This is a genomic window from Pantoea sp. Ap-967 (assembly GCF_011752565.1).
Classification (GTDB): Bacteria; Pseudomonadota; Gammaproteobacteria; order Pseudomonadales; family Pseudomonadaceae; genus Aquipseudomonas.
On sequence record NZ_VWXK01000007.1, the window covers coordinates 44,323 to 71,094 of the forward strand.

Here is a 26,772-nt window from a genome sequence, read left to right on the forward strand (position 1 = left end):
GAAACCGCATGAATGCTGGACGCTGCGCGCAACTTGCGCTGACCATCGCCGCCACGGCCTGCGCCGGGTTGGCCCAGGCCGACGAGACCGGCCCGGAACTACAAGCCGGCCACGAATACATGATCGTGACCAACTACCCGAACAACCTGCACGTGGTCGATGTGGCCAGCGATACGCTGTTCAAGAGCTGCGTGATGCCCGACCGCTTCGGCCCCGGCACCGCGATGATGGCGCCGGACCACCGCACCGCCTACGTGCTCAACAACCACTATGGCGATATCTACGGCATCGACCTGGACACCTGCAAAACTACCTTCCACGCCAACTTGTCCAGCGTGCCGGGCGAGATTGGCCGGTCGATGTACTCGTTCGCCATCAGCCCCAATGGCAAGGAAGTGTATGCCACGGTGAACCCCACCCAGCGGCTGAACGACCACTATGTGGTCAAGCCGCCGCGCCTGGAGGTGTTCAGTACCGCAGACGGCCTTGAGGCCAAGCCGGTGCGCACCTTCCCGATGCCGCGCCAGGTGTACCTGATGCGCGCCGCCGACGACGGCAGCCTGTTCGTGGCAGGGCCGGACATCTACAAGATGGACGTCAAGACCGGCAAGTACACGGTAGCCTTGCCGCTGCGCAACTGGCACCGCAAGGGCTACAGCGCCCCGGACGTGCTGTACTTCTGGCCGCACCAGAGCCCGCGCCACGAATTCTCGATGCTGTACACCATCGCCAAGTTCAAGGATGGCAAACAAGACCCGGCCACCGCCGAGCCGCTGTATGGCTACCTGAGCGTCGACCTGAAGACCGGCAAGACCCACACCCAGGAATTTGCAGACCTCACCGAGCTGTACTTCACCGGCCTGCGTTCGCCCAAGGACCCGAACCAGATCTACGGCGTACTCAACCGCCTGGCCAAGTACGACATCAAGCAACGCAAGCTGATCAAGGCGGCGAACCTGGACCACACTTACTACTGTGTGACCTTCGATACCAAGGGCGACAAGCTGTACCTGGGCGGGACGTTCAATGATTTGGCGGTGTTCGACCCGCAGACCCTGGAGAAGGTTGGCAATATCAAGTTGCCTGGCGGGGATATGTCCACCACCACGCCGCAGGTGTTCATCCGTTAGTGCAGCGCTGGGCCCTTCGCGGGCAAGCCCGCTCCCACAGGAAACGCGCAACCTTTGTAGGAGCGGGCTTGCCCCGCGAAGAGGCCGGCACAGATAACACAAAAACAACAAGAGAACGCCCATGCCCCAGCCAAGCTATTCCCAGGGCAATCAAGACAAAGCCCTGCTCACCCAATGCATCGGCGACGCCTTCGACACCACCGTCGCCCGTTTCCCCACCCGCGAGGCGCTGGTGGTGCGCCACCAGGCCCTGCGCTACACCTGGCAGCAACTGGCCGAAGCCGTCGACCAGCACGCCCGCGCGCTGATGGCCCTGGGCGTGCAAGCCGGCGAGCGCCTGGGCATCTGGGCGCCCAACTGCGCCGAGTGGTGCATCACCCAGTTCGCCAGCGCCAAGGTGGGTGCGATTCTGGTCAACATCAACCCAGCCTACCGCGCCAGCGAGCTTGACTATGCCCTGGGCCAGGCCGGCTGCCGCTGGGTGATCTGCGCCGATGCCTTCAAAACCTCCGATTACCACGCCATGCTGCAAGGCCTGATCCCGGCCCTTGCCAACGGCCAGCCCGGCGCGCTGGCTTGCGAGCGCTTTCCCCAGCTGCGTGGCGTCATCAGCCTGGCAGCCACACCGCCCCCGGGCTTTCTGGCCTGGCACGACCTGCAGGCCCGCGCTGCGGCCGTCAGCCCGCAGGCCCTGGCCGAACGCCAGGCGCAGCTGCGCAGCGACGACCCGATCAACATTCAGTACACCTCCGGCACCACTGGCTTTCCCAAGGGCGCGACGCTCAGCCACGGCAATATCCTCAACAATGGCTACATGGTCGGCGAGAGCCTGGGCCTGACCGAGCACGATCGCCTGGTGGTACCGGTGCCGCTGTACCACTGCTTTGGCATGGTCATGGCCAACCTCGGCTGCATGACCCACGGCAGCACGCTGATCTACCCCAACGACGCCTTCGACCCGCTGGCTACCCTGCGCGCCGTGGCCGAGGAAAAGGCCACGGTGTTGTACGGCGTGCCGACCATGTTCATTGCCCAGCTCGACCACCCCCAGCGCGGCGAATTCGACCTGTCGAGCCTGCGCACCGGCATCATGGCGGGCGCCACGTGCCCGATCGAAGTCATGCGCCGGGTGATGGGGGAAATGCACATGGCCGAAGTGCAGATCGCCTACGGCATGACCGAAACCAGCCCGGTGTCGCTGCAAACCGGCCCGGACGATGACCTGGAGCGCCGGGTGACCAGTGTTGGCCGTACCCAGCCACGGCTGGAGAACAAGGTGGTCGACAGCGCTGGCAACACCGTGCCCCGTGGCCAGATTGGCGAGCTGTGCACGCGCGGTTACAGCGTGATGCTCGGTTACTGGAACAACTCCAAGGCCACCGCTGAGAGCATCGACGGAGAGGGCTGGATGCATACCGGCGACCTGGCGGTGATGGATGAGCAGGGCTATGTGCGTATTGTCGGGCGCAGCAAGGACATGATCATTCGCGGCGGCGAGAACATCTACCCACGGGAGTTGGAGGAATTCTTCTTCAGCCACCCGGCGGTGGCCGATGTGCAGGTGATCGGTGTGCCGTGCAGCAAGTATGGCGAGGAGATCGTTGCCTGGATCAAGCTGCACCCTGGGCACCGTGCCACGGCCGAGGAGCTGCAGGCCTGGAGCAAGGCGCGGATCGCGCATTTCAAGGTGCCGCGGTATTTTCGGTTTGTCGATGAGTTTCCCATGACGGTGACCGGCAAGGTGCAGAAGTTTCGGATGCGTGAGATCAGTATCGAGGAGCTGGCGGCGGGGTGATGTGTTGTTTGTACCGGCCTCTTCGCGGGGCAAGCCCGCTCCTACAACGACCGCGCGTTACCTTGTAGGAGCGGGCTTGCCCCGCGAAGAGGCCGGCACAGCGAATAAAATACTCAGCCGTTTAACAAATCCGGGCTGTTGAAATTGCTCAACCGCCTATCCCCCTCGGAACACTCCAACGCACCCACCGCCTCACGCAACAGGGCCTTCTGCAAACTCCGCTCACCGGCCGCCCAGGCCTGCTCCAGCACCGGCAGCACCCTGCGCGGCAGCACACTGAACATCGGCTGCCAGAACCCACCCTGGCGCACCATCGCAGCGCTGCCTGCCGCCACCGCCACCTGCCGCAAGGCGTCGACCAGTGCCCGGTCCACCAACGGCGCATCGCATGCCAGCAACACCACCCAGTCATGCCTGGCCACCTGCAAGCCGGCAATCACCCCGGCCAGCGGCCCGGGGTAGTCCGCTTCGGCATCGCCCACCAGTTGGTCGGCATAGGCCGCGTACGCCCCTTGGTTGCGGTTGCAGGAAATCACCAGGTCGTCGCTCAGCGGCCGAACCGCCCGCTGCACATGCGCCACCAAGGGTTCGCCGCGCCACGCGACCAGGCCCTTGTCGCGCCCACCCATGCGCTGGCCACGGCCACCGGCAAGGATCAGGACAGAGCAGGGGGGCAGGGTATCAGGCATGAAAAAGGGCTCCGGGCAGTCAATGCCCGGAACCCTCTCATTCAATGCCTGGCTTGTCCAGTCAGGCTTCGGCTGGCGTTGCCTGCGCAGCCTTGGCCCGGCCACGCCCGGCCAGGCGCATCACCACCACGAAGAACACCGGCACGAACACCACCGCCAAGGTGGCGCTGAGCATGCCGCCGATCACCCCCGTGCCGATGGCCTGCTGGCTGGCCGAGCTGGCGCCGGTGGCGATGGCCAGGGGCACCACGCCAAGGATGAAGGCCAGCGAGGTCATCACGATTGGCCGCAGGCGCAGGCGGGCAGCCTGCACGGCGGCGTCGGTGGCGTCCACGCCCTGGTCGACCAGGTGCTTGGCGAACTCGATGATCAGGATGGCGTTCTTCGCCGACAGGCCGATCAGGGTAATCAGGCCCACCTTGAAGAACACGTCGTTGGGCATGCCGCGCAAGGTCACCGCCAGCACTGCGCCCAGCACGCCCAGCGGCACCACCAGCAGCACGGCGGTGGGGATCGACCAGCTTTCGTACAAGGCTGCCAGGCACAGGAACACCACCAGCAACGACAGGGCCATCAGCAAGGGGGCCTGGCTGCCGGACAAGCGCTCCTGCAGCGACAGGCCGGTCCACTCCAGGCCCGTGCCGGCCGGCAGCTGGGCCACCAGGTGCTCGATTTCGGCCATGGCCTCGCCCGAACTGTAGCCTGCAGCCGGCTCACCGGAAATCGACACCGCCGGGTAGCCGTTGTAGCGGGTCAGCTGCACCGGGCCGCTGACCCACTTGGCCTGCACGAACGCGCCCAGGGGCACCATCTTGCCGCTGCTGTTGCGCACATGGATCTTCAGCAGGTCTTCCACCTGCGCGCGCTGATCGCCTTCGGCCTGCACCACCACCCGCTGCATGCGGCCCTGGTTGGGGAAGTCGTTGACATAGCTGGAACCCACCGCCACATCCAGCACCGAGCCGATGTCGGCAAACGACACGCCCAGGGCGTTGGCCTGGCGGCGGTCGATTTCCAGCTGCACCTGGGGGCTTTCGGCCAGCGACGACTCGCGCACGTTGGTCAGCACCTTGCTTTTGCGTGCACCGGCCAACAGTTGGTCACGCGCGGCCATCAGGGCTTCATGGCCCATGCCGGCGCGGTCCTGCAGGCGAAACTCGAAGCCGGTCGACTCGCCCAGGCCATCGATTGGCGGCGGCAGCACAGAGTAGGCCACGGCATCCTTGAGCTGGGTAAAGGCCAGCGTGGCGCGGTCGGCGATCGACTGGGCGCTGTCATCGCTGCCGCGTGCGGACCAGTCCTTGAGCGTGGTGAAGGCCAGTGCGGCGTTCTGGCCGCTGCCGGAGAAACTGAAGCCCAGGATCATCGTGGTGTTGCCCACGCCGGGCTCTTGGGCATTGTGCGCCTCGATCTGTGCGGCCACCTGTTCGGTGCGCATGCGGCTGGCGCCCGGCGGCAACTGGATGTCGGTGATGGTGTAGCCCTGGTCTTCGGTGGGCAGGAACGCCGTCGGCAGCTGGCTGAAGCCATAGCCGAGCAGCGCCAGCAGCAGGCCGTACAGCAGCAGGTAGCGGCCACTGCGCTTGAGTGCCGACAGCACCCAGTGCTGGTAGCCGTTGCTCATGGCCTCGAAGCGGCGGTTGAACCAGCCGAAGAAGCCCTTGCGCGCATGGTGCTCACCCTTGGCCAGCGGCTTGAGCAGGGTGGCGCACAGCGCCGGGGTGAGGCTCAGGGCAAGGAACGCCGAGAACAGGATCGACACCGCCATCGACAGCGAGAACTGCTGGTAGATCACCCCCACCGAGCCCTTCATGAAGGCCATCGGCAGGAACACCGCCACCAGCACCAGGGTGATGCCGATGATCGCGCCGCTGATCTGGCCCATGGCCTTGCGCGTGGCCTCCCTGGGCGGCAGGCCTTCTTCGGCCATGATCCGCTCCACGTTCTCCACCACCACGATGGCATCGTCGACCAGGATGCCGATGGCCAGCACCATGCCGAACAGGGTCAGCACGTTGACCGAGAAGCCCAGGGCCAGCATCACGGCGAAGGTGCCCATCAGCGCCACCGGCACCACCAGGGTAGGAATCAAGGTGTAGCGCAGGTTCTGCAGGAACAGGAACATCACCGCGAACACCAGCAGCATCGCTTCGAACAGGGTACTGACCACCTGCTGGATCGACACCTTGACGAACGGCGAGGTGTCGTAGGGGATGTCGTACTGGACACCTTCGGGGAAGTAGCGCGACAGCTCGTGCATTTTCGCCCGCACCAGGGTGGCGGTTTCCATGGCGTTGGCGCCGGGGGCCAGCTGCACGCTGAAGGCGGTGGCCGGCTTGCCGTTCAGGCGCGTGCCGTACTGGTATTCCTGGGCGCCGATTTCCACCCGGGCGACGTCGCCGACGGTTACGCTGGAGCCGTCGGGGTTGGCGCGCAGGACGATGGCGGCGAATTCCTCGGGGGTGCTCAGCTGGCCCTTGACCACCACGTTGGCGGTGATTTCCTGGGAACCGCGGGCGGGCAGGTCGCCAATGCTGCCGGGGGCGACCTGGGCGTTCTGCGCGGCGATGGCGTCGCTGACGTCATTGGGCGTGAGGTTGAAACCGATCAGCTTGCGTGGGTCGATCCAGATGCGCATGGCGCGCTCGGAGCCATACAACTGGGCCTTGCCCACGCCCTTGAGGCGGCGGATTTCATTCATCACGTTGCGCGCGAGGATGTCCGACAGCGCAGTTTCATCGAGGTTGCCGTCGGTGGAGGTGAGCGTGCCGAGCAGCAGAAAGCCGGTGGATACCTTTTCCACCTGCAAACCTTGCTGGGTCACCTGGCGCGGCAGGCGCGACTCCACCACCTTGAGGCGGTTCTGCACGTCGACCTGGGCCAGGTCCGGGTGGGTGCCGGGCTCGAAGGTGGCGGTGATGGTGGCGCTGCCCAGGCTACTCTGGGACGAGAAGTACAGCAGCTTGTCGGCGCCGTTGAGCTCTTGCTCGATCAGGCTGACCACGCTCTCGTCGAGGGTCGCCGCCGAAGCGCCGGGGTACGCGGCGTAGATTTCCACCTGGGGCGGTGCCACGTTGGGGTACTGGGCCACCGGCAGCTGGGGGATGGCCAGGGCGCCGGCGAGCAGGATGAACAGCGCGATCACCCAGGCGAACACCGGGCGGTCGATGAAGAACTGCGGCATGGGTCAGGCCCTCACTGGCCGGTGTGCTGAACGATGGGCGCGGTGGCGGCGTCGACCTGAACCTGGTCGCCAGCCTTGACATGCTGCAGGCCCTCGACCACCACACGCTCGCCGGCAGCCAGGCCTTCGCTGACCACCCAGCGGTCGCCCTGGGCACTGCCCAGCACCACTTGGCGTTCGGTGATACGGGCCTGGTCGTCGACCACCAGCACCTTCGGCACCCCGGCACTGTCGCGCAGGATGGCCCGCTGCGGCACACTCAGGCCCTTGGGCTGCACGGCCTGTTCCAGGCGCACGCGCACGTAGCTGCCGGGCAGCAGGTCGAGGTCGGGGTTGGGGAACTCGCTGCGCAGGGTGATCTGGTTGGTGCTGGGGTCGACGCTGATGTCGGAGAACAGCAGCTTGCCGGGCAGCGGGTAGGCACTGCCATCGTCCTGAATCAGCGTGGCACGGGCCTGGCCGTCGCCTACCTGCTGCAACTCGCCGGCACGCAAGGCGCGGCGCAGGGCGTTGAGCTCGCGGGTGGACTGGGTGACGTCGGCGTGGATCGGGTTGAGTTGCTGGATGGTCGCCAGGGGCGTGGTTTCATTCTGCCCAACCAGCGCACCTTCGGTGACCTGCGCCCGGCCGATGCGCCCGGCAATCGGCGCGGTGACCGTGGCATAACCCAGGTTCAGGCGCGCGCGCTCCAGTGCCGCGCGGGCCTCGGCAACGGCAGCGTCGGCCTGGAGGAAGGCGGCGCGGGCATTGTCGTATTCCTGGCGGCTGACGGCCTTGTCGTCGACCAACTGGCGGTAGCGCTGCTCCTGCAGGCGCGCCTGGTACAGGGTGGCTTCGGCCTTGGCCAGGGTGGCGCGGGCGCTGTCGTGGTCGGCCTTGAACGGGGCAGGGTCGATCAGGAACAGCACATCGCCCTGCTTGACGTCGCTGCCTTCACGGTACACCCGCTTGAGCACCACACCGGCGACCCGTGCGCGGACTTCGGCGGTGCGCGGGGCGAGCAGCCGGCCGCTGAGCTCGGTGCTGATGGCCAGCGGTTGCAGTTGCAGGGTTTCGACGCGCACCTGGGGGGTGGGTTGTTGGTCGTCCTGTTCGCTGGCGTCGTTGCAGCCGGCCAGGGTCAGGGACAACAGCGCCAGAAGCGCCACGGGGCGCAGGCGCGGGGAAAGGATGGTAGGCATGCGGATCTTCCGATGATGAGCCGGCATATCCTAAGGTGACGGCGATTAGCTGGCTGTTAACAGCTGTTGGGCGTGTGTGAAAAAGTGTTAAGAAGAGGCCTGGCGCTTGGTAGGGTTCTATATTCTGCATGAACCTGTTCCGGCCTTTTCCATTTGCCTGTAAACCCTATGCCCAACATTCTCCTGGTCGAAGACGACAGCGCCCTGTCCGAGCTGATCGCCAGCTACCTGCAACGCAACGAATTCCACGTCCGGGTCATCGCCCGGGGCGACCATGTGCTCGCGGCCTTCACCCAGGAAAAGCCCGACCTGGTCATCCTCGACCTGATGCTGCCCGGCATCGATGGCCTGCAACTGTGTCGCCTGCTGCGCCAGGCCTCGCAAAGCCTGCCGATCCTGATGCTGACCGCCCGCGACGACAGCCACGACCAGGTGCTGGGCCTGGAAATGGGCGCCGACGACTACGTGACCAAACCCTGCGAACCCCGTGTGCTGTTGGCCCGGGTGCGCACCTTGCTGCGCCGCAGCAGCGTCCATGAACCCCGGCTGGACAGCCACCAGATCCTGATTGGCGGCTTGCGCATCGACCTGGCCGAACGCCTGGTCAGCTGGCGTGGCGAGGAAGTGGAGCTGTCCAGCGGCGAATACAACCTGCTGGTGGTACTGGCGCGCAACGCAGGCGTGGTGCTAAGCCGCGACCGTATCCTGCAGCAGCTGCGCGGCATCGAGTTCAATGGCACCGACCGTTCGGTGGACGTGGCCATTTCCAAGCTGCGCCGCAAGTTCGACGACAGCGCCGGCGAGGCGCGCAAGATCAAGACCGTGTGGGGCAAGGGTTACCTGTTCAGCCGCGTCGAGTGGGAGTGCTGACCGAGCATGCTGAAAATCCTGGTGCGCCTGTACCTGGTGATCATCGTCGCCTATGCCGGGGCCTTGCTGTTCATTCCCGACACCATCGTTGGCCTGTTCCACGACCGCTTCATGGCCTACAACCTCGACCAGGCCAAGGGCGTGCAGTCGCTGATCGTTCGCCAGTTCCGGCAAACCCCGCAGGCGCAGTGGCCGGCGGTGGAGCAGGACCTGGCCAAGGTCTTCGCGCCGTTGGAAGTCAAGCTGCTGCGTACCGGCCAGGCCGGGTTGAGCCCACAGGAACAGGCGCGCCTGGAGCATGGCCTGTACGCGGTGCGCATCGGCGACTGGGGCTACTACGAAACGGTGCTGGCGCCGCTGGGCGAGGGCTGGCTGGTGAGCCTGCATTCCCCGCCAGACCCGCTGGACATCAATGTGCTGTCGTGGGGCGTTACCGTGTTGATCGGCGCTGCCATGCTCGGCTGCCTGCTGCTGTGGGTATGGCCGCACTGGCGCGACCTGGAGCGGCTGAAGGAAACCGCCAGGCGCCTGGGCCAGGGGCAGATGGCCGAGCGCACGCACATTTCGGCGCATTCCAACATTGGCGAGCTGGCCGGGGTGTTCGACACCATGGCCAGCGACCTGGAGCGCCACGTCAACCAGCAGCGTGAACTGCTCAACGCCGTTTCCCATGAACTGCGCACGCCGCTTACCCGGCTGGATTTCGGCCTGGTGCTGCTGTTCGACGAAGTGCCGCCCACCAGCCGCAAGCGCTTGCTGGAGCTGGTGGGGCATGTGCGCGAGCTGGACGAGCTGGTGCTTGAACTGCTGTCGTACAGCCGGCTGTACAACGCCGACCAGGCGCGGGAGCGGGTCGAGGTGTCGTTGCTGGAGCTGGTCGACAGCGTGCTGGGCGGTTTTGCCGAGGAGCTCGATACCCGGGGTATCCAGTGGGAAGTACGGGCCGAAGGCAACCTGCCGCGCTTCGTCCTCGACCCGCGCTTGACCGCCCGGGCGGTGCAGAACCTGGTGCGCAATGCCATGCGCTACTGTGACCAGAGCCTGTTGTTGCGCTTGCGCCTTGAACAGGACGGCGCTTGCCTGTTGACGGTGGAGGATGACGGCATTGGTATTCCGGTGCAGGAGCGGGAGCGGATTTTCCAGCCGTTTTACCGCTTGGACCGCAGCCGCGACCGCAATACCGGCGGGTTCGGGCTGGGGCTTGCGATCAGCCGGCGGGCGATCGAGGGGCAGGGCGGGACCTTGACCGTGGCGCAATCGGCATTGGGTGGGGCACAGTTCAGGATTCGGTTGCCTGCGGGTGGGTAGGTTGGCAGGCCCGGCCCCTTCGCTGTAGGAGCGGGCTTGCCCCGCGAAAGGGCCGGGCCTGCTAACTGCTTTCTGCAAGGCTAGCCGTCCACAACACAACCCGGTCCTTGCCACTGTGCTTGGCCTCATAAAGCGCCTGGTCCGCCCGCACCAGTGCCATGCTCAGGCTGTCACCGGCCTGCACCCGCGCCAAGCCGATGCTGATGGTGACCGGCGGCACCCCCAGGTCCTCGCGCACCTGTTGGCACAGCGCCGCCACCCGTTGTTCGGCCGTGCCCTCGTCCAGCCCCTGGAAAAAGATCGCGAATTCCTCGCCGCCCAACCGGGCGAATTCGTACCCGGCCACCACCGCCTTGATATTCACCGCCACGCGCTTGAGCACTTCATCGCCCACGTCATGGCCGAACTGGTCGTTGACCCGCTTGAAGTTGTCGATGTCGACCATCGCCAGAAACTGGCCCGAGGACGCCAGGCGAAGCTGGCGCTCAGCCTTGGCCATGAACGAGCGGCGGTTGGGGATTTCGGTGAGGGCGTCGACATAGGCCTGCTCCAGCAGCACCTTGGACAGGTAGAAGTTGTGCAGCTTGGCCTGGCGCATCTGCAGGTAGCTGTAGATCACCAGGGCGCTGAGGAACAGGGCATAGCTGAACAGCATGGCGCCTTCGAGCTCATCGGGTTCGATGCGGGTGTGAAAGAAGGGGTTGAGCACCGCCCAGGCAATGGCCATGGCGCAGAAGAACGACCAGCGCCGCACCGGCAGCACCGACACGGCATAGAGCACGGTCGACACCCCCAGCACCAGCCACACTGGGCGTAGAGTGACCGGGATGCCTTCGATCACCAGGCGCATGCCCAAGGTGATGACGGCCACGAACAGCAGGTTGAGCACGTCGAAGTGGTGGCTGCGGCGGGTGAAGTGCAGCACCACGGTGAGGCAGCCGAGCAGGGCGATGAACAGGTAGGAGAGCCAGGTGAAGCCTTGGCCGCCGAGGAAGCTGACGATCAGGTCGAAGACCAGCCAGATCAGGGTGCTGACGCAGAACACCAGCTTGCAGAATGGGCGCATTGCGTCGAATTCGTGCTGGCGAAATTCAGCGCGCAGGGCGGCGGGGGCGACCTGTTGGCGGATGTGGTCCTCGATGGTTTTGAACATTGGTGGGCTCCTTGAGAGCGGCTTGGGCAGGGCCGGCCTCTTCGCGGGGCAAGCCCGCTCCTACAAGGACCGCACAACACCGGGGGCCCTGTAGGAGCGGGCTTGCCCCGCGAAAGGGCCGGAACAGGCTAGCTCAATTCAGTGGCAACAACCCCCGGGCCCAAGGCCGGTAACGCAAGGCAAACACCGCTTCGGCATGGCACCCCGCAGCGAGCTTCGGTTCCGCGGGCTCGGCCCGAAACGCCTGCCCCGGCGCGCTCACCTGGCGAAACGCCTCGCGTACCACGCCCACCCGGCACGGCAGCGCCTGCTCATAGCCCTGGCGCACCAGCGCCGGCAAGCGCCCCGTCCCGGCGCCGTCCTGCCACCACACCCTCAAGCCCAGCCCGGCCAGTTGGTCCAGCCAGGCACCATTGACCCGCGGCGCTAGTTTCCCTGCACTGAACGCACTGAGGTGCAGCGGCTTGTCCAGTTGCCGGTTGAACGCCTGTAATTGGCTGAACAGCGCTTGGCGGCGGTCGCTGTCACGAAAATGCAGGTCATCCAGCTCCATCGGCAGGTACCACCCTGCCACCGGCAACTGCCACTGCTCACGCACCTGCCGGTACTGACCGAGCGAGCGCCCCAACTGTGATTTCCAGTAGCTGCCCAGGCCGTCAGCGTCGAGCTCGCCAATGCGCTGGTAATAGGCCGGGTCCATGTACAGCCCAAGCACCAGTTCCAGGCCTTGGGCATGGGCTTGGCGCAGGCTGTTGGCCAGCCACCCTTGGGCGCCGCCAAAGTCGCTGTCGCCGTAGGCGCTCCATTGCACGATCAACGTGGCGACGCCTTGCGCCCTGGTCGCGCGCCACAGTTGCTGCCACTGTGCTGGGGTGACGGCGGCGTCGGCATTGAGCGGCTGGTAGAACAGGCGCTGGTCGGCCATGGCCGGCAGGCAGAGGGCAAGCATGCAAATGGCCAGCAAGGTACGCATCAGAAGGTCATCTCCACGCCAACCAGCACGCCATTGGCCTGCTCGTAAAGGTTGCCACCCAGTGACTGCTGGTACTCGGCGCGTACTTTCAACGAACCGCGGTAGGCGTTGTAGCGGTCGTCATCGAACCACCATTGCCAGCGCATGCCCACCCCGGTGCGGGCGTCCTGGCGCCAATCGTTGCTTGGGTCCTGGCTTGCGAATTCGAAGAAGCCGTAGGGCATGATCGTCTGCGGCGACTGGGTGGGCAGCTTCCAGGCGTGGCCCTGCTGGTAGCGCGACAGCCAGGCGTGGTCGCCGGCGCGGGTCCACCAGGCGGCGTCGAGGTACAGGAAGCGTTCGTTCCAGTCATCTTCGTCGACCCGCCAGTCGTTGCGCCAACGGCCCTGGTCGAGGAACGAGGCGGTGGCGCGCAACAGCAGGTCGTTGCTCGATTCGGCGTGATGGCGCAGGTCGCCCCAGTTGCCGCCGACCTTGGCCGGGCTCAGCAGCTCGCCCAGGCTCAGGCCATTGTAGTGGGTGTCGTCGATTTGCCGCTGGTGGTACAGCTCGGCGTACAGGTTGAGGTTGGCCTGGCCGAACGGCTTGTAGCGCAGCCCCACGCCGGTGCCCATGCTTTGCGCATACTCGCTGCGGCCCTGGCCGCCGAACAATACCCGACCGTAGACCGACAAGGTGCTGCCATTGCGGCTGGGTTCTTCCCCCAGGGCGTGGTCCCACATCGCCAGTTGCACGTTTTGCGATTGCGCCCGGCGGGATGCCCCGCTGCGCTGGCCGTTGTCGAGGAACTTGTCGTTGGTCGAGGTGCCGGCCGGTGACCAGGTGCTGGCCAAGGTGACCGTGTCGCGCCGTGACAAGGCTTCGTGGGCGCGGCGCTGGCGGTACTTGCGCGCCTCCAGGCTGCCGTATTCGTCGTCGCCGTCGACCAGGTCCTGCTCCACGTCCAGTACCCGGCGCAGTTCGCGGCGGGCAGCGGCGCTTTGCTCGGTTTCGTCGTAGCGCAGGGCGAGGGTTTCACCGAGCCGGTAGTCCTCGGGGAAGTCGTGGGTGGCGCGTTCCAGGTAGGGGATCGACTGGCGGCGTTGGGCCGCGTCCTGCGAACCGGCCAGGCGCATGCCATAGTCGGCGCGGTAGCGTGGCTGGTCGGGGGCCAGGCGCACGGCGTCTGCCAACCAGGCAGTGCTTTGCTCGCTGTCGCCGGCCAGCTGTGCGGTGCTGGCGGCGGCGTAGTAGTGCTCGGCACGCGGGTTGTGGGCCAGGGCCTGGCGCTGGAAACCCAGGGCCGCCTGCAGGTCGCCCTGGCGCTGGGCAATGGCGGCGCCCAGTGCCCAGTCGTCGGCACTGTGGTGCGCAGCAGCATCCCAGTAGCGGCGGGCTGCCTGGGCATCGCCGGCGTTGAGTGCGCCGCGTGCGGCGGTCAGGCGGGCGTTGTCGGTCCAGGCGCTGTCGGGCAGGTTGCGCCAGATCGGCAAAGCTGTTTCGGAATCGCCGGCGGCCTCCAGGGCATAGGCCAGGGGCAGACGGTTATCGCGGTCGCCCAGGCGTTCGGCGGCTTGGTAGTAGACCACGGCCTCGCCAGGCTGGTCGGGCATGGCGCAGCGGCCCAGGGCGCGGTACTGGCCGGCTTCGCTGGGGGATGCCGGTATCGCCTTGCGCACCGCATCGCACTGGCCGTTTTCGGCCAGGCGGGCTAGCAGTTGCGCGCGGGTGGCGCTGTTGACGCGCGGGATCAGGGCAAGCATGCGGCGGCTGTCCAATGGGCCGTCGTTGCGTGCATAACTATCACCCAGGCGTTGCAACAGCGAGGGTGTCAGGCGGCCTTGGCGGCGCTCGAAGGCCTGCTCCAGCAACGCGCGGGCGCGCTCGCCCTGGCCCTGCTGCACCAGCAGGTAGGTGGCCTGCTCCAGTGCGGCCAGGTCACCGCTCTGGCGATAGCGCTGTTGCCATTCGCCGGCTGTGCGTGGCTGGGGCGGCCGCACTGGGTCGCCGTACAGGCGCTGCTGGAGCACCGCGTAGGCACGCGGGTCGGCAGTGGCAGGGCAGCCCTTGAACTGCTCCCGGGCGACCTCGGGGTCATGGCGCGACAGCCAGTCGACGGTTTCCAGGCAGGGGCGCTGCACTTCATTGCTCAGGCGCCGCACCAGCGGCGCATCGTCGCCTTCACGGGCCAGTTCCCACAGTTGCTGGCGCTGCTCGGGCTGTTGCAACTGCTCGGTGGGCAGGGTTTGCATCCAGCGCTGGGCCTGTTGGTTATGGCCCATGGCAATGGCCCGGTTGGCCATGGCCAGGCGCGTCTGGTTGGCGACTTCGGGGGAGGGAGCGCTCGGCAGCAGCCTGCTCAGGCCTTTCTCATCCAGCTGTTGCACGTAGGCATTGGCCAGCCGTTGCCAGTCCTGCGGCGGCAACTGGCCTTGCTCGGCCAAGGGTTGCAACTGTTCGATGGTTTCCTTCCAGTTGCGCAACTGCTCGGCAAAGTTGGCCCGGGCCAGGCGCAGCACCTGGCCGTCATCCCGTGGCGGCAAATGGTTGAGCCAGGCCAGCGCCTTGCCGGCGCCGCCGAACTTGGCAAGGCTCAGGCTGTAGGCCTGCCACAGGCGAATGCGCTGCATGCTGCCTGAGCTGGCCAACCAGGCCTCCACCTGGCTGGCGGCAGGAGGGTCCTGCTCGATCCAGGTCAGGCGCAACTCCAGCAAGGCATCGGCATATTCCGGGCCATCGCCGAGCTGTTCGGCCAGGGCCTGGGCTTCCTTGTAGCGGCGTTGGTGGGCCAGGGCCTCGACCAACAGGGCGCGGGCTTCATCGTTGTTGGGCACGCGACCGAGCACATGGCGGGTCAGGCGTTCGACTTCGGCCCAGTTGTTCTGCTTCGCCTCGCGGTAGCTGCGTTCCATGAACGGGTAGCTGGTGAAGCGCTGGAAATCGGTCATCGGCGCCGCCAGCGCCGTGGAGCACAGCAACAAGCCGGGCAGGATCAGGGACAGGCGCGCTTTCATGCCACCTCCCGGGTCAGGTCGTAGGCGGCCTGCTGCTCGCTGGCCTGTTCTTCCAGGGCCTGCTGCAGCACCTCTTCGGTGATGATGCCGCGGGCGATCAGGTGGTCGCCGAGGCTGTGGCGCTCGGGGTCGAAGTCGATCAGCGCCTGGTTGAACAAGGTGACCGGCACCATGCCGCGCACCTGCAGCAGGGCGCCGAGCATCACCTGGTGCTTACTGACCCGATCGAGCAGGTCGGCGTCGTCCTGGTGGCGTTCCAGCACGGCCAGCATGTCGCGGGTTTCGTCCTTCTGCCAGGGGCTTGGGTAGTGGTGGCGCAGGCCGAGGGTGACCCGGCCCTGGGGTGCCAGGCGGCAACGGACCGGGCGCTTGAGTTGGCGGCTGATGACCCCCAGCGAAACCTGGCTGACCGGGCTCTCGCTGGCCAGGATCAACGTGTCGCCGTCTTCCTCCACGGGCAGCACGCCATAGTGGGTGGCCAGGCGCCGGGGCAGCTTGGCGATCAGCTGCGGGTCGAGCTTGAATGGGTTGAGCGGCGCCCATGGCAGGTCCAGTTGTTCGGCCAGGGTCTGCACCAGTTGCTCGCTGGTCAGCCAGCCGCGCAACAGCAGCTCGCGGCCCAGGCGGCGGCGTACCGGGCTGGTGATCGCCTGCTCCAGTTGCGCCTCGGTGATGTAGCCTTTTTCCACCAGGCGATGGCCCAACGGCGTGCGTGCGGGGGAGGTTAATGCCGGGAATTCGTGGGTGGTCTTGTCCCAGGCCACCCGCCGCGAATCGCCCATTTCCATCACCTGGCGCAGGGCACGCAGGTTGGCGAAGAAGTTGACGAAGTTGCTCCACATCATGCGCGGCGCCGACAGCAGGCCTTCGAAGATGCCGTAGTAGCGGGTCACGAACCAGCCGCGCTGGAACAAGCGGTTGGCCAGCATCAGGCCGTTGAGCCAGAGCAGTGCGCTGAGCAGCCGGCTGTCGCTGAGAATCGACATGAACCGCCACGACTCGGGGGCGATCACCGTCACCAGCCACATGGCCAGCAGCACCAGCAGCAACAGGTTGACCAGGAAGCTGAGCAGGTAGGCGAACAACCCGCGGCGGTCGCGCCAGAGGAAGTAATTGAGCGCGCCGGTGCGGCTCCAGCCCAGGTTGCTGGTGCCCTGGAAGACGATACCCACGATCCATCGTGACTTCTGCCGAATGGCGTGCTGCCAGTCACGCGGGAAGTGCTCGCGCACGCAGATCACCTGGGCGAAGGCGCGGCTCATGCCGGGGCGCCATTCGTGCTTGAGGGCCAGGGCTGGGTCGGTGATGGAATAGCGGGCGAAGATGCACTTCATGCCTTTTTGCTTCAAGCGAAAACCGATGTCGTAGTCTTCGGTAAGGCTCTGCACGTCAAAGGCGATGCCGTCGCCGTCTTCGAGCAGGGCGCTGATGGCGCGGCGGCTGAAGCAGGTGCCGACGCCGGCGCTGGGCACCTGGCCGGTCAGCGCCTCGCGCACGATCACGTCCTTGCCGTGGTTCTCGGCGAACTCGTCCACATAGTGGCCGGCCGTGAAGCCCTTCCATTCCGGGGCGTAGGGGTACACCGGGATCTGGATCATGTCCTTGTTCGGCAGCAGGTAGTTGAACAGGCGCAGTTCCATGGGCGAGATGACGTCTTCGGCGTCGTGCAGGATGAAACCTGCGAATTCGATGCGGGCATCCTCTTGGAAGCGCAGGATGGCGTCGATGATGTTGTTCAGGCAGTCGGCTTTGCTGGTCGGGCCTGGGCGGGCGCACACCACCTTGTGCACATTGGGGTAGTGCAGGCACACGGCGTCGACGTCAGCCTGGGTTTGCGGGTCGTTGGGGTAGGTGCCGACGAAGATCTGGTAGTTCTCGTAGTCGATGGTCGAGGCCGCCAGGCGGGCCATTTCGCCAACCACGCCCACTTCGTTCCAGGCCGGCACCATGATCGCCAGCGGTTTTTCCGGCACCTCGAACAGGCGTTTCTCATCGGCCCGTTGGTACTTGTCGTAGATGCGAAAACGCCGGTAGAGCTTGCGCGTCCAGTAGCACAGGTCGATGAACAGGTCGTCCAGGCCGAGCAGGAACATCAGGCTGGCGAGCACGATCGCGAGGATTTTCAGGCCGAACAGCACATAGGTCAGGAAGTCGATGAAGGCCAGGCTCATGCGTCGTCTCGCAGGGCGGCGCGTTCCTCGAACCAGCGGCTCAGGCGCTGGGCAATGCGCTGGCTGGCGGTGCCGTCGCCGAACGGCGTGTACACCTGGGCCATGCGCGCGTAGGCAACCGGGTCATCGAGCAGGCGGCTGGTTTCCTCGACGATGGTTTCGGTCTGGGTGCCCACCAGCTTGACCGTGCCGCCCTTGAGCACCGATGGCCGTTCGGTGACCGTGCGCAGCACCAGCACCGGCTTGCCCAAGGCGGGCGCTTCTTCCTGTACGCCGCCTGAGTCGGTGAGAATGACATGGGCACGGTTCATCAGCCAGACGAAGTGCGGGTAGTCCTGGGGGGCGACCAGGTAGATGTTGGTGCGGCTCGACAGCACCCCGTACACGGCCTTCTGCACCTGTGGGTTGAGGTGCACCGGGTAGACGAACTGCACGTCGGGGTAGCGCTCGGCCAGCTGTGCCAGGGCCTGGCAGATGCGCTCGAAGCCTGGGCCGAAGTTTTCCCGGCGATGGCCGGTGACCAGCACCATGCGCTGGTTTTCGCGCAGCACGTTCAGTGGCGAGTCGGCGGCCGGTTGCCACTGCCGCTCGGCCAGGTGGTCGCGCATCCACAGCAAGGCATCGATCACCGTGTTGCCGGTGACTTCGATATGCTCGGGCGGCACGCCTTCGCGGATCAGGTTGGCGTCGGAAGCGCGGGTGGGGGTGAAGTGCAAGTCGGCCAGCACCCCGGTCAGGCGCCGGTTGGCCTCCTCGGGCCAGGGCTGCTGGAGGTTGCCGGTGCGTAGGCCGGCTTCGACATGGCCGATGGGAATGTGCCGGTGGAAGGCGGCCAGGCTGGCGATGAAGCTGGTGGTGGTGTCGCCGTGGACCAACACGATATCAGGTTTGATTTGGTCGTAGGCCTGGTCGAGGGTGTTCAGCAGGTCGCGGGCCAGGCCGTTGAGGGTCTGGTTCTGGGTCATCACCTTGAGGTCCTGGTCGACCTCCAGGCCAAAGGCAGTAAGCACCTGCCCGAGCATTTCGCGGTGCTGGCCGGTGGAGCAGATATGCAGGTTGATACCGGGCCAGGCGCGCAACACGCGGGCCAGCGGGGCCATCTTGATTGCTTCGGGGCGAGTGCCGAATACCATCATGACGCAGTACGCCATCGTCTTGTTCCTCATTCGATTCCCTGGACGAAGTGCTGCTACGTGTCACCGCTTGCGAGTGAATAGATACAAGCAGCCGGAGGCGGAGTTGTCCAATACGCGGCGGGGGGGTGGCCAGCGGCTATTACGCGGCAGCGCTGCGCTGGGCGGCCAGGGGGAGTGGTTGTTGCGGAAACGATTATGCTAGGCGATCTTGATTGAACGGTCAGTCAATAATGTATTTCTTACTTTTTCTTGTAGGACACTTCTTGTAAGTTGATAGGCCATTTTTCCAGGGAGCTGAACATGCAAGGCAAGGCGCGCAAGATCGTCCAGGCCATTCTCTACGAAGCCATCGCCGTGGCCTGCGTGGCGCCGGCACTGGAGCTGGCGTTCGGTGCCGGCATGGCCCAATCGACGGTGCTGTCGGTGCTGATGTCGGGCATCGCCATGAGCTGGAACATGGCCTACAACTGGGCCTTCGAGCGCTGGGAGGCGCGCCAGCGCCAGCGCCAGCGCACGGTGCTGCGGCGCGTGCTGCATGCCCTGGGCTTCGAAGGGGGGCTGGTGCTGATCTTGTTGCCGCTGGTGGCTTACTGGCTGGGTGTCAGCCTGTGGGCGGCGCTGCTCACCAACCTGGCGTTGTTCGTGTTCTTCTTCGTCTACGCCTTCGTGTTCCAGTGGGGCTTCGACAAGGTGTTCGACGTGCCGCTGTCGGCGCAGCAAGCCAAGTGTTGACTTGGCCAGGCGAGGCGGGATAAGTTCCTACCCCATGAATACCTTCCTGCACGTGAACGCCATTATTATTACCGCCATTATCAGCTTGGCGGGCTAGCGCGTACGTGCACTGAACCCGCCCTGGAGGCGGGTTTCTTCTCTCTGACTCCTGGGCAACACGAAAAAAGCCAAGGAGTTGCACCCGATGACCAGCCTCAACGTCAGCCCACGTTCGCCGTCCACCCCCCAGCAATTGCTGACCGAACAGGTGCGCCGCATTCTCAGCGCGCCGGTCTACGACCTGGCCATCGAAACGCCCCTGCAAGCGGCACCTGCGCTGTCGGCCAGCCTGGGCAACCAGGTGCTGCTCAAGCGTGAAGACCTGCAGCCAACCTTCTCGTTCAAGATTCGCGGCGCCTACACCCGGCTGTCGCGCCTGACCACGGCCCAGCGCGATCGCGGGGTAATCACCGCCTCGGCCGGCAACCACGCCCAGGGCGTGGCCCTGGCGGCTTCGCACCTGGGCATGAAGGCAACCATCGTCATGCCTACCACCACCCCGTCGCTGAAGGTGGAAGGGGTGCGCTCGCGGGGCGGGCATGTGGTGCTGCACGGCGAAAGCTTCCCCCATGCCCTGGCCCATGCCTTGAAGCTGGCCGACAGCGAGGGCGCGACCTTCGTGCCGCCGTTCGATGACCCGGACGTGATCGCCGGGCAGGGCACCGTTGGCATGGAGATCCTGCGCCAGCAGCCTGGCGCGCTGGACGCGATCTTCGTGCCGGTGGGTGGTGGTGGGCTGGTGGCGGGCATTGCCGCCTATGTGAAGTACCTGCGCCCGGAGGTGAAGGTGATCGGCGTCGAGCCGGAAGACTCCAACTGCCTGCAGGCCGCCATGGCCGCGGGTGAGCGGGTGATCCTGCCGCAGGTGGGCACCTTTGCCGATGGTGTGGCGGTGGCGCAGGTCGGTGCCCACTGTTTCGAATTGTGCCGCCATTTCGTCGATGAGGTGGTCACGGTCAGCAGCGATGAGCTGTGCGCCGCGATCAAGGACATCTATGACGACACCCGCTCGATCACCGAGCCGTCCGGTGCCTTGGCCGTGGCCGGGATCAAGAAGTACGTGGCCCGCGAGGGCGTGCAGGGCCAGACGCTGGTGGCCATCGACTCGGGCGCCAACGTCAATTTCGACCGCCTGCGCCATGTGGCTGAGCGCGCTGAACTGGGTGAGCAGCGCGAAGCGATCATCGCCGTGACCATCCCCGAGCAGCCGGGCAGCTTCCGTGCCTTCTGCCAGGCGCTGGGCAAGCGGCAGATCACCGAGTTCAACTACCGTTACTACCCGGGCAAGGAAGCCCGGCTGTTCGTTGGCGTGCAGACCCACCCGCTGCACGACCCGCGCGAACAGTTGCTGGCCAACCTACGCGAGCAGGGCTACAACGTGCTCGACCTGACCGACAACGAACTGGCCAAGCTGCACGTGCGCCATACCGTGGGTGGGCATGCCGCGCCGGGGGCTGATGAGCGGGTGCTGCGTTTCGAGTTCCCCGAGCGCCCGGGTGCGTTGCTGGGCTTCCTTGAGCGGTTGGGCAAGCGCTGGAATATCAGTTTGTTCCACTACCGCAACCATGGTGCGGCTGAGGCACGGGTGTTTGCGGCACTGGAGGTGCCGGCCGACGAGCAGGCCAGCCTGCCCCAGGCGCTGGATGAAATGGGCTATCGCTACTGGGACGAAACCGCCAATCCGGCTTATCAGCTGTTCCTTGGCTGATTTTCGTGACGGCCAGGCCGCTGGGTAGGAGCGAGCGCTAGCTCGCGATGCGATCTAGCAGGCGCAACCTGCCTCAAGGTAGCGATCCGACTTTTGCACCGCATCGCGAGCTGCGCTCGCTCCTACCAGGGCCAGTACCCGCCTGTGCAGCCGGGCCGCTGGGTAGGAGCGAGCGCTAGCTCGCGATGCGATCTGGCAGGCGCAACCTGCCTCAAGGTAGCGATCCGCCTTTGGCACCGCATCGCGAGCTACGCTCGCTCCTACCAGGGCCAGTACCCGCCTGTGCAGTCGGGCCGCTGGGTAGGAGCGAGCGCTAGCTCGCGATGCGATCTAGCAAGCCAACCCTAGCGCTCGCGCATGAAGAACCCGGCCACGAACTTGCGGAACGTCTCCAGGCTCTTGAAGTCGGCGTAGCGCTTGAAATTCTCGGCATCCGGCTCGGGCCCGATGGGTTGCTCCAGCAACGACACCGACAGCACGCGGTCCTGGTCCGAGGTCAGCACCAGTTCATCCATCACCTGCCCACCGATCACCGGCCTGCGCATCTGCACCTTCACGCCCTTGCTGGCCATCCAGTCGATCAGCGACACCAACGCCTTGAGCGGTTCGCGCTCTTCATCGCGGTACACCGGGAACAGGTGCGCCCGCGACAGCACTGGCACGCTGGCCACGTGGATCAATTCATAGAAATGGCTGCCGGCCGTCGCCGGGGAATACAGGGCCAGTGCCAGCAGCGGCCCAGATGCGCGGCTGCCGCCCCAGTACAGGTGATGCCCCTGGAAGTCGAAGCCATCCTCGCTGCGGTTGTTGAACAGCTTGCGGCCCTTGATCTGGTCGACGCAGTCGAGCATCAGCCCATGCCGGCGATGGTTGCCGAACACCGTGGCTTCGCGCAGGCGGGCCTTGAGCATCATCATGTGCTTCATGTCCAGGCGCGTTTCCAGGTAGTTGCTGGCCGGCACCCGCTCAAGCAGCGGGTAGCGGCTGGCAACGCTGCGCAGTTCGGCGAACTGGCCGGTCAGGTCCTTTTTCAGGTGCGTGGCGTAGAGGTTCAGGCCGCTGGTTTCAACCCACGTCAGCAGCAACGACAGCAGGCGCTGCTGCTCGCGTCGTTCACTGCCCTCGACGCCGCTGCCAGCGGTGTCGCCGGCCTTGCGATAGTCGCCAATCAGCCGCAGCGGTGTATCCGGGGCCAGCCAGGCGGCGGGTGGGGCCGGGTCGTGCGGCTGCTCGCTGGCCTCGCGCTCGTCCTTGGTGAATGGGCAGCCGGGGGCATGCTCGGCGGTTCCGGGGTTGTTCTTGAGAAACAGAGTGCCGGTGCTGCCATTCAAGGTGACATTGAGCACTGGCAAGGCATCTTTGCGGCAATCGCAGGCCAACCACTGATTGGCGCTGCGCACCTTCATCAGCAACTGGTTGGCCTGCAACAGGCGAGGGCCGGCGAGGTTGCCGGTGGCAAACCCGACCAGCAGTTCCTCTTCGGTCGGGGTAAGGCTGCGCACCTGTGCGGCGGTTTTGTCGATGATACGCATGAAGCAGCTCCAAGCTACGAGCCCCAAGCTTCAAGCAAACGCGCCGCGCTTTCAACTCACCGCTTACCCGGCGCTGAACATCTTGGCGGCGCGGGCGCGGATTTCCTCGGGGGTCAGGTCTTCCTTGTGGGTGGAAACGAACCAGATATTGCCGAACGGGTCCTTGAGGGTGCCGCTGCGGTCGCCATAGAACTGGTCGGTGACCGGGTGCAGCGCGGTGGCGCCAGCCGCCAGGGCCTGGGCGTAGACCTTGTCGCAGTCTTCCACATACAAATGCAAGCCAACGCCAGCACCGGCCAGCTTCTGGCTGGCGGTCAGGCCACCTTCGCGGTCGCACGGGTCGCCCAGCATCAGCGAGGAGTCACCAATGCGCAGTTCGGCGTGGCCAACGGTGCCGTCCGGGCCTTCCAGGCGGAACATTTCCGTGGCGCCAAAGGCCTGCTGGTAGAACGCGATGGCCTTGGCGGCGTTGTTGATGGCCAGGTACGGGGTAATGCTGTGCTGGCCATCGGGAATGGGTTTGGCAGCCATGTTCGACGCTCCTGTGGGTGGGGCGCCGGTTGGCGCCCTGTTGCTTAGAGTCGTTCACGGCGATGGAAAATCGACGTGGCTGCTAGAACGATTTCCTATAAGCGCGGCCCTTAGAAGATGTAGTCGGTGGTCAGGAAGCTGGATTGGCGATTGCGAATGATCTCGCTGATCAGTGCCTTGTTGGCTTCCTGGAAACGGGTGGCCACCAAGGTACGGATGGAGAACACGCGCAAGGCGTCATGCACCGACAGGGTGCCTTCGGCGCTGTTCTTGCGGCCGTTGAACGGGTAGGTGTCCGGCCCGCGTTGGCACTGGGCGTTGAGGTTGATGCGCCCGACCTGGTTGGCGAAGGTGTCCACCAGCTGGCCGATGGTCGCCGGGTCGTTGCCGAACAGGCTCAGTTGTTGGCCATAGTCGGAGTCGAGCACGTAGTCGATCACCGTTTGCAGGTCGCGGTAGGGCACCACCGGCACCAGCGGGCCGAATTGCTCTTCGTGGTACACGCGCATGTCGCGGTTAACCGGGTAGAGCAGGGCTGGGTAGAAGAACGAGCCACGGCTGCTGCCGCCGCCTTCGTTGAGCACCCGTGCGCCCTTGGCCGTGGCATCGGCCACCAGGCCATCGAGGTAGGCGAGCTTGCCCGGTTCCGGCAGTGGGGTCAGGGCCACGCCTGGCTCCCAGGGCATGCCGGGCTTGAGCGCGGCGAGCTTGCGCTGGAACTTGTCGAGGAACGGCTCGACCACATCCTCGTGGACGAACAGGATCTTCAGTGCGGTGCAACGCTGGCCGTTGAACGACAGGGCGCCGGTGATGGCTTCCTCCACGGCATTGTCCAGGTCCACCTGGGGCAGCACGATACCCGGGTTCTTGGCATCCAGGCCCAGGGCCGCGCGCAGGCGGTGCGGGCGTGGGTGGAGCTTCTTCAGGTCGGCGGCCGCCTTGTGGGTGCCGATGAAGGCGAACACATCGATATTGCCGCTGGCCATCAGTGCGCTGACGGTTTCGCGGCCACGGCCGTAGATGACGTTTATCACTCCCGGCGGGAAACTGTCACGGAACGCTTCGAGCAGCGGGCGAATCAGCAGCACGCCGAACTTGGCCGGCTTGAACACCACGGTGTTGCCCATGATCAGCGCCGGAATCAGCGTGGTGAAGGTTTCGTTCAGGGGGTAGTTGTAGGGCCCCATGCACAGCGCCACGCCCAGTGGCGCGCGGCGGATCTGGCCGAGGGTGCCTTGTTCGAGCTCGAAGCGGCTGGAGCGGCGGTCGAGGTCTTTGAGGGCATTGATGGTATCGACGATGTAGTCGCAGGTGCGGTCGAATTCCTTCTCCGAATCCTTGAGGTTCTTGCCGATTTCCCACATCAGCAGCTTGACCACGGCCGTGCGTTGCTCACGCATGCGGGCGAGGAAGGTTTCCACATGCTGGATGCGTTCGGCCACGCGCATGTTCGGCCAGGCGCCGCGGCCCTTGTCGTAGGCCTGCACCGCCGCGTCCAGGGCGGTGAGCGCGGTGCCTGCGTCGAGCAATGGCGCGCTGCCAAGAATCACCTGGCGCTCGCCATCGGCCTCCTTGAGCCATACCGGGCTGCGCACGGTGGCCAGCGGGCCGTCCCAATGCCGCAGCTCGCCGTTGACGAGGTAGTCGCGCTGCTCCAGCGGCGCGCCCAGGCGCCAGTTCTCGGGAATGTCTTCGGCCTTGGGAAACAGCGAATCGAGCAGGGCATCCATGGGTACTGCACCTCACAGGTCTGGTTAGGTGAAACGCTTCAGCGTCGAGCATGCGCCTGGCAAAAGAAAAACACCAGTCTGGCTCAATATTGCCTACGCTGCGCCGATACAGAATCAATCGCACTCGCCTGCAGGCCTATGACCCCCACAAATTCCCAGCTACCCGTTGAGCAGACCCCGGCCCCCGGCTCGCTGCGCCAGACCCTATACCGCTTGCTGCCGGTAGGTTTTGCCGTGGCCGGCATCGCCACCTCGGTGGCGCTGGGGCATATGGATGTGCAGCGCCAAAACGCGGCGCAGGCGTTGAGCCTGTTCGATTCGCCGGTGTTCTGGTTCGGCCTGAGCTGCACCGGCCTGTTCAGCCTGTTCACGGCGCAGATCAACCGCAAGCAGCGCCAGCTGCACCAGCGCAACCAGGAACTGCGCCGTTCCCAGCAGCAACTGGAGCGCCTGGCTCATTACGACACCATCACCGGCTTGCCCAACCGGGTGCTGTTCCAGCAGCAATTGGCCGAGGCCAGCGCCAAGGGCCATGGCCTGGCCGTGCTGCTGCTGGACATCGACGGCTTCAAGCAGGTCAATGACAGCCTGGGCCATGCCATGGGCGACCTGTTGCTGCAGCAGGCCACCGCGCGCTTCCTGCAGGAGCTGGACAGCGCCGACCGGGTGTGCCGCCTGGGCGGCGATGAGTTCGTGTTCATGCTCCAAGGCACCCAGGGCCAGGTCAGCCACCAGGTGCGGCACCTGTTGCGCTGCCTGCAGCGGCCATTCGACCTCAATGGCAATGCCGCGCTGGTGACCGGCAGCATTGGCCTGGCCTGGTGCCCGCAACATGGCGAGGACGTTGGCAGCCTGCTGCGCCATGCCGACACGGCGATGTACGCGGCCAAGGAGGGCGGGCGCAACGCCTGGCGCCCCTACCACCCGGACATGACCGCACGCCTGCACCAGCGCCTGGAGCTTGAGCGCAACCTGCGCCGGGCCTTGCAGGACAACGAGTTCGAGCTGTGGTACCAGCCCAAGGTCGACCTGTTCAGCGGCCAGCTGGAAGGTGTCGAGGCGCTGCTGCGCTGGCGCGACCCGGAACATGGCTTGATTCCGCCGGGCGAGTTCATTCCACTGGCCGAGCGCAGCGGCCTGATCATTCCCCTGGGCGAGCGGATTCTGGAACTCGCCTGCGCGCAACTGGCTGCCTGGCACGCCGCCGATTGCTTGCCAGGGCCGCTGGCGGTCAACGTGGCGGCGCTGCAGATCGAGCGCAGCGACTTCGTTTCGAGCCTGGCCATGGCCTTGGAGCGTCACGGCCTGGCGCCCAACCTGCTGGAAGTGGAAATCACCGAAAGCCTGCTGATGGAAAGCCAGCAACAGGCCTGCGCGGCCCTGGCGCAATTGCAGGCCATGGGCGTGGCCACGGCGGTGGACGACTTCGGCACCGGCTATTCGTCGCTGGCGTACCTGCGTGCCTTGCCGATCGACCACTTGAAGATCGACCGCGCCTTCATCAAGGACCTGCCCGACGACGATGACGCCGTGGCGATCGCCCGGGCGATCATCGACCTGGGCCATGCCTTGGGCTACCGCATCACCGCCGAGGGCATCGAAACCCAGGAACAGTACGACTTCTTGCGCAATGCCGGCTGCGACCAGGGGCAGGGCTACCTGCTCGGGCGGCCGATGCCGGCGGCCGAGTTGCAGGGCTGGATTGCGCGTAACCCGCTCAGGGTTCGGTTGCCGGGCTAGGGGCTGGGGCCGTGAAGGTCATGTTGCATTCAATGGCGATATAGAAAAAGCAATACACAACTATGTCGATAGATGGATAAATTGGCGCCATTAATTAAACTTGGATGCTGTCAAATTGCCGCTTGCCAATGCCAGCGCTTGCATCTTAAATTGTTTCTGAATGTGAATTTTGGCTTA

Annotated in this window: 18 protein-coding genes; 7 read left to right on the top strand and 11 right to left on the bottom strand. The window is 65.5% G+C overall.

The window, feature by feature from the left end; translation table 11 throughout:
* The first annotated feature begins 8 nt into the window (after positions 1-8).
* Positions 9-1,130, top strand: a complete 1,122-nt coding sequence (peaD, locus tag F3J45_RS09620; protein WP_167060869.1) for a quinohemoprotein amine dehydrogenase subunit beta — start codon at positions 9-11, stop codon at positions 1,128-1,130.
* A 121-nt stretch (positions 1,131-1,251) separates the two neighbouring features.
* On the top strand, positions 1,252-2,925 hold the full coding sequence (locus tag F3J45_RS09625; protein WP_167060872.1) for a fatty acid CoA ligase family protein: 1,674 nt from the start codon (positions 1,252-1,254) through the stop codon (positions 2,923-2,925).
* Between the two features lie 113 nt (positions 2,926-3,038).
* Here F3J45_RS09625 and mobA read toward each other — a convergent pair whose 3' ends face one another.
* The 3 genes from mobA to F3J45_RS09640 form a co-directional block, all read right to left on the bottom strand.
* The gene (gene mobA / locus F3J45_RS09630; protein ID WP_167060874.1) at positions 3,039-3,614 is read right to left on the bottom strand and encodes a molybdenum cofactor guanylyltransferase MobA; all 576 of its coding nucleotides are present in this window, start codon (positions 3,612-3,614) and stop codon (positions 3,039-3,041) included.
* 61 nt (positions 3,615-3,675) lie between these two features.
* On the bottom strand, positions 3,676-6,798 hold the full coding sequence (locus tag F3J45_RS09635; RefSeq protein ID WP_167060877.1) for an efflux RND transporter permease subunit: 3,123 nt from the start codon (positions 6,796-6,798) through the stop codon (positions 3,676-3,678).
* 11 nt (positions 6,799-6,809) lie between these two features.
* A complete protein-coding gene (locus F3J45_RS09640; RefSeq protein WP_167060880.1) occupies positions 6,810-7,979 on the bottom strand; it encodes an efflux RND transporter periplasmic adaptor subunit in 1,170 nt (389 codons plus the stop codon).
* A gap of 168 nt (positions 7,980-8,147) precedes the next feature.
* On the opposite strand from F3J45_RS09640, the gene F3J45_RS09645 reads away from it, so the two are divergent.
* Both F3J45_RS09645 and F3J45_RS09650 read left to right on the top strand, forming a co-directional pair.
* Positions 8,148-8,849 carry a response regulator transcription factor gene (locus tag F3J45_RS09645; RefSeq protein ID WP_167060883.1) on the top strand — a complete coding sequence of 234 codons (702 nt, stop codon included), beginning with the start codon at positions 8,148-8,150 and terminating at the stop codon, positions 8,847-8,849.
* Between the two features lie 6 nt (positions 8,850-8,855).
* The gene (locus tag F3J45_RS09650) at positions 8,856-10,157 is read left to right on the top strand and encodes an ATP-binding protein (RefSeq protein WP_167060886.1); all 1,302 of its coding nucleotides are present in this window, start codon (positions 8,856-8,858) and stop codon (positions 10,155-10,157) included.
* Between the two features lie 61 nt (positions 10,158-10,218).
* Here F3J45_RS09650 and F3J45_RS09655 read toward each other — a convergent pair whose 3' ends face one another.
* The 5 genes from F3J45_RS09655 to wecB form a co-directional block, all read right to left on the bottom strand.
* Positions 10,219-11,310, bottom strand: coding sequence for a diguanylate cyclase (locus tag F3J45_RS09655; protein WP_167060888.1), 1,092 nt, complete (start codon positions 11,308-11,310; stop codon positions 10,219-10,221).
* 133 nt (positions 11,311-11,443) lie between these two features.
* Positions 11,444-12,283: a DUF4434 family protein gene (locus F3J45_RS09660; RefSeq protein ID WP_167060891.1), complete on the bottom strand. Its 840-nt coding sequence runs from the start codon at positions 12,281-12,283 to the stop codon at positions 11,444-11,446.
* On the bottom strand, positions 12,283-15,276 hold the full coding sequence (locus tag F3J45_RS09665; RefSeq protein WP_167060893.1) for a phage receptor: 2,994 nt from the start codon (positions 15,274-15,276) through the stop codon (positions 12,283-12,285). Before F3J45_RS09665 ends, F3J45_RS09660 begins: the two co-directional genes overlap by 1 nt.
* A complete protein-coding gene (gene nrfB / locus F3J45_RS09670) occupies positions 15,273-17,447 on the bottom strand; it encodes a cyclic di-3',5'-guanylate-activated glycosyltransferase NrfB (RefSeq protein ID WP_167060896.1) in 2,175 nt (724 codons plus the stop codon). Before nrfB ends, F3J45_RS09665 begins: the two co-directional genes overlap by 4 nt.
* Positions 17,444-18,598, bottom strand: coding sequence for a non-hydrolyzing UDP-N-acetylglucosamine 2-epimerase (gene wecB / locus F3J45_RS09675; protein WP_167060900.1), 1,155 nt, complete (start codon positions 18,596-18,598; stop codon positions 17,444-17,446). Before wecB ends, nrfB begins: the two co-directional genes overlap by 4 nt.
* A 285-nt stretch (positions 18,599-18,883) precedes the next feature.
* On the opposite strand from wecB, the gene F3J45_RS09680 reads away from it, so the two are divergent.
* Both F3J45_RS09680 and ilvA read left to right on the top strand, forming a co-directional pair.
* Positions 18,884-19,315: a PACE efflux transporter gene (locus tag F3J45_RS09680; protein ID WP_167060902.1), complete on the top strand. Its 432-nt coding sequence runs from the start codon at positions 18,884-18,886 to the stop codon at positions 19,313-19,315.
* Positions 19,316-19,499: 184 nt separating this feature from the next.
* Positions 19,500-21,062, top strand: coding sequence for a threonine ammonia-lyase, biosynthetic (gene ilvA / locus F3J45_RS09685; RefSeq protein WP_167060905.1), 1,563 nt, complete (start codon positions 19,500-19,502; stop codon positions 21,060-21,062).
* Positions 21,063-21,406: 344 nt separating this feature from the next.
* Here ilvA and F3J45_RS09690 read toward each other — a convergent pair whose 3' ends face one another.
* The 3 genes from F3J45_RS09690 to F3J45_RS09700 form a co-directional block, all read right to left on the bottom strand.
* Entirely contained in the window at positions 21,407-22,594 is a 1,188-nt protein-coding gene (locus tag F3J45_RS09690) for a hypothetical protein (RefSeq protein WP_167060908.1), read from the bottom strand.
* Positions 22,595-22,657: 63 nt separating this feature from the next.
* On the bottom strand, positions 22,658-23,125 hold the full coding sequence (locus F3J45_RS09695; protein ID WP_167060911.1) for a VOC family protein: 468 nt from the start codon (positions 23,123-23,125) through the stop codon (positions 22,658-22,660).
* A 110-nt stretch (positions 23,126-23,235) separates the two neighbouring features.
* Positions 23,236-24,855, bottom strand: coding sequence for an NADP-dependent glyceraldehyde-3-phosphate dehydrogenase (locus F3J45_RS09700; protein ID WP_167060914.1), 1,620 nt, complete (start codon positions 24,853-24,855; stop codon positions 23,236-23,238).
* Between the two features lie 138 nt (positions 24,856-24,993).
* Between F3J45_RS09700 and F3J45_RS09705 the strand changes: the two genes are divergently transcribed.
* A complete protein-coding gene (locus tag F3J45_RS09705; protein WP_167060917.1) occupies positions 24,994-26,595 on the top strand; it encodes a bifunctional diguanylate cyclase/phosphodiesterase in 1,602 nt (533 codons plus the stop codon).
* The last annotated feature ends 177 nt before the right edge of the window (positions 26,596-26,772 follow it).

Excerpts from the sequence above, each read along its gene's own strand:
- F3J45_RS09695 (WP_167060911.1), bottom strand. The coding sequence starts at position 23,125 with ATGGCTGCCAAACCCATTCCCGATGGCCAGCACAGCATTACCCCGTAC.
- ilvA (WP_167060905.1), top strand. The coding sequence starts at position 19,500 with ATGACCAGCCTCAACGTCAGCCCACGTTCGCCGTCCACCCCCCAGCAA.
- F3J45_RS09645 (WP_167060883.1), top strand. The coding sequence starts at position 8,148 with ATGCCCAACATTCTCCTGGTCGAAGACGACAGCGCCCTGTCCGAGCTG.
- F3J45_RS09640 (WP_167060880.1), bottom strand. The coding sequence starts at position 7,979 with ATGCCTACCATCCTTTCCCCGCGCCTGCGCCCCGTGGCGCTTCTGGCG.
- F3J45_RS09665 (WP_167060893.1), bottom strand. The coding sequence starts at position 15,276 with ATGAAAGCGCGCCTGTCCCTGATCCTGCCCGGCTTGTTGCTGTGCTCC.
- F3J45_RS09680 (WP_167060902.1), top strand. The coding sequence starts at position 18,884 with ATGCAAGGCAAGGCGCGCAAGATCGTCCAGGCCATTCTCTACGAAGCC.
- F3J45_RS09655 (WP_167060888.1), bottom strand. The coding sequence starts at position 11,310 with ATGTTCAAAACCATCGAGGACCACATCCGCCAACAGGTCGCCCCCGCC.
- peaD (WP_167060869.1), top strand. The coding sequence starts at position 9 with ATGAATGCTGGACGCTGCGCGCAACTTGCGCTGACCATCGCCGCCACG.
- F3J45_RS09625 (WP_167060872.1), top strand. The coding sequence starts at position 1,252 with ATGCCCCAGCCAAGCTATTCCCAGGGCAATCAAGACAAAGCCCTGCTC.
- F3J45_RS09635 (WP_167060877.1), bottom strand. The coding sequence starts at position 6,798 with ATGCCGCAGTTCTTCATCGACCGCCCGGTGTTCGCCTGGGTGATCGCG.
- F3J45_RS09660 (WP_167060891.1), bottom strand. The coding sequence starts at position 12,283 with ATGCGTACCTTGCTGGCCATTTGCATGCTTGCCCTCTGCCTGCCGGCC.
- F3J45_RS09690 (WP_167060908.1), bottom strand. The coding sequence starts at position 22,594 with ATGCGTATCATCGACAAAACCGCCGCACAGGTGCGCAGCCTTACCCCG.
- mobA (WP_167060874.1), bottom strand. The coding sequence starts at position 3,614 with ATGCCTGATACCCTGCCCCCCTGCTCTGTCCTGATCCTTGCCGGTGGC.
- F3J45_RS09705 (WP_167060917.1), top strand. The coding sequence starts at position 24,994 with ATGACCCCCACAAATTCCCAGCTACCCGTTGAGCAGACCCCGGCCCCC.
- F3J45_RS09700 (WP_167060914.1), bottom strand. The coding sequence starts at position 24,855 with ATGGATGCCCTGCTCGATTCGCTGTTTCCCAAGGCCGAAGACATTCCC.
- nrfB (WP_167060896.1), bottom strand. The coding sequence starts at position 17,447 with ATGAGCCTGGCCTTCATCGACTTCCTGACCTATGTGCTGTTCGGCCTG.
- F3J45_RS09650 (WP_167060886.1), top strand. The coding sequence starts at position 8,856 with ATGCTGAAAATCCTGGTGCGCCTGTACCTGGTGATCATCGTCGCCTAT.
- wecB (WP_167060900.1), bottom strand. The coding sequence starts at position 18,598 with ATGGCGTACTGCGTCATGATGGTATTCGGCACTCGCCCCGAAGCAATC.